This window comes from Thermovenabulum sp. (genome assembly GCF_049701175.1).
In the GTDB taxonomy this organism is placed as follows: Bacteria; Bacillota; Thermosediminibacteria; order Thermosediminibacterales; family Thermosediminibacteraceae; genus Thermovenabulum.
The window spans coordinates 1-2,426 of the sequence record NZ_JBNATW010000058.1 but is presented as its reverse complement, the minus strand read 5'-3'; the positions used below and the strand labels follow the sequence as shown (position 1 = coordinate 2,426).

General features: G+C 31.7%; 2 protein-coding genes. Both read left to right on the top strand.

The features are described from left to right. The first annotated feature begins 131 nt into the window (after positions 1–131). Positions 132–1,355 (top strand): tyrosine--tRNA ligase, encoded by a 1,224-nt coding sequence (gene tyrS / locus ACPLVF_RS11975; RefSeq protein ID WP_424908053.1) that lies wholly within the window; start codon positions 132–134, stop codon positions 1,353–1,355. Positions 1,356–1,426: 71 nt separating this feature from the next. Further along, positions 1,427–2,074: a sporulation protein YunB gene (yunB, locus tag ACPLVF_RS11970; RefSeq protein ID WP_424908052.1), complete on the top strand. Its 648-nt coding sequence runs from the start codon at positions 1,427–1,429 to the stop codon at positions 2,072–2,074. Positions 2,075–2,426 lie beyond the last annotated feature (352 nt).

The window sequence follows — 2,426 nt, the reverse complement described above, 5'->3', positions numbered from 1 at the left end:
ATCTTGTGGTGAGATGGTGAGTTTTAAAAAAACCTAAAAATACTTGACGCGATCTCAAATAAACGGAGATTTGAAATAATATTTATACTATGTTATAATCGTTAAAAAACATAAAATGGAGAGGGAAAAGAATGAGACCAGAGGAACAGTTTGAAATTTTAAAAGAGAATACTGCTGAAATTATATCTGAAGAAGAATTATTAAGCAAACTAAAAAAATCTTACGAAACCAAAACACCTTTAAAAGTAAAACTGGGTCTTGATCCTACTGCGCCTGATATCCATCTTGGACATGCTGTAGTTTTAAAGAAACTGAGGGAATTTCAGGACCTTGGACATGAAGTCATTCTAATCATTGGCGATTTTACAGGGATGATAGGTGATCCTACTGGAAAATCTGAGACACGGAGGCAGATGACAAAAGAAGAGGTATTGGAGAACGCAAAAACTTATAAAGAACAAGTATTTAAAATTTTGGACCCTGAGAAGACTAAAATTAAATTTAATAGTGAATGGCTTGCTAATTTAAAATTTGAGGATGTTATCCGCCTTGCTTCGAAATACACCGTAGCCCGAATGCTCGAAAGGGAAGATTTTAGCCAGCGATTCAGAGAGGGAAGGCCTATATCTATCCACGAATTCTTTTATCCTTTAATGCAAGGATACGATTCCGTTGCATTAAAAGCTGATGTGGAATTAGGAGCTACTGAACAAAAATTTAATATTTTGATGGGACGCACATTACAAAAGGAATACGGTCAGGAACCGCAAGTTGCTATGCTAATGCCGATATTAATAGGCATTGATGGAGTAAAAAAGATGAGCAAGAGCCTTGGGAATTACATAGGAATAAATGAACCACCTGGAGAAATTTATGGAAAAGTGATGTCAATACCTGATGAGATATTGATTGAATACTATAATTTGGCTACGGCGTTGCCAAAAGAGGAAGTAAAGAAAATTGAGAGGGGATTAAAAGATGGGTCCCTGCACCCGAGAGATGTAAAAATGGCACTAGCCAGAGAAATAGTTAAAATGTACCACGGCTTTGAGGAAGCAAAGAAGGCTGAAGAAAATTTTATTAAAGTGTTTCAAAAAAAGGATTTGCCCGATGAGATAAACGAGTTATATATTTCTAAGGACAATTTAAATCCCAATGGAAAGATATGGCTTCCTAAACTTTTATCCATTGCCGGGCTTGTATCATCAAACAGTGAAGCCCAGAGGTTAATTTTACAGGGAGCAGTAAAAATAAACGGCGAGAGAGTAGAAAATCCATTAGATATAGATATAAAAGAGCCCATAATTGTTCAGGTAGGTAAGAGAAAGTTTGCCAAAATAGCTATCAAAGATTAAATAAATAAATTTCTTAAGATAAACTTTTGTGAACTCCTCCAGCATATTCTAAATATATGGAGGGGTTTTTTATGTGGGGAAAATATAATAAATTCTATAGGTTAAAAAAATCTACGTTTAGTATTTATATTAGTATTTTTTTAATTTTTGTTATTATTTTGTTGATTTTTAGTTTTATAGAACATCAAATAGCTCCAACAATTCAAACAATAGCTGAAGCAAGAGCAAGAATAATTGCAACAGAAGCAATAAATAATGCGATTAAAGAAAAAATAGCAAAAAATATTCAATACAAAGACTTAATTACAATACATAAAGATGTTAACGGTCAAATAACATTAATTCAAATAAATACCGTAGAAATAAACCGCATAGAAACAGAAACTTCTCTAGAAGCTGTAAAGAGATTAAAGCAAATATCAATGGAGATGATAAAAATACCTTTAGGCCTTGTTACGGGAAGCAAAATTTTAGCTAATTTAGGGCCAAATATTAATATTTTGCTTCAGCCTGTCGGAACCGTAGAAGTAGATACAACAGAAGCTTTTGAAGAAGCTGGGATTAACCAAACAAGGCATAAAGTAATTCTTTCGATTTCGGCAAAGGTTAAAGTTGTTCAACCCTTTTTCAGCACAGAAGTTGATATTCATACAGATGTTCCTATAGCAGAAACAATAATTGTAGGTACTGTTCCTCAAACAATTTTGGATTTCAAATAATTTTATAATGGGATTTTACCTTTAATTGTTTTTTATAATGTAGTTAATTTTAAACTATATTTTGACCTTTTCATAAATCTTGAGATTAAAAACTGTTTTATTTAATTAAAGTAGTGGGTTAATTTTATAGTAAGGAAGAGAATATGTAAGCATAATCAAAAATATTTGAGCACATGGAATATATTTTAAAAAAAATAGAGTTTGTTGAATTTACAATGAATTGAATAAGTCTAATTTTTGTGCTAAATTATAAAAGCTGTGAAAATAACATTAAAGAACGTCATAAAAGTTTGAGTAAATTGCGATGATTAGAGAAACAGATGAAATACCGATTTTAGGGCATTCAAAAAAA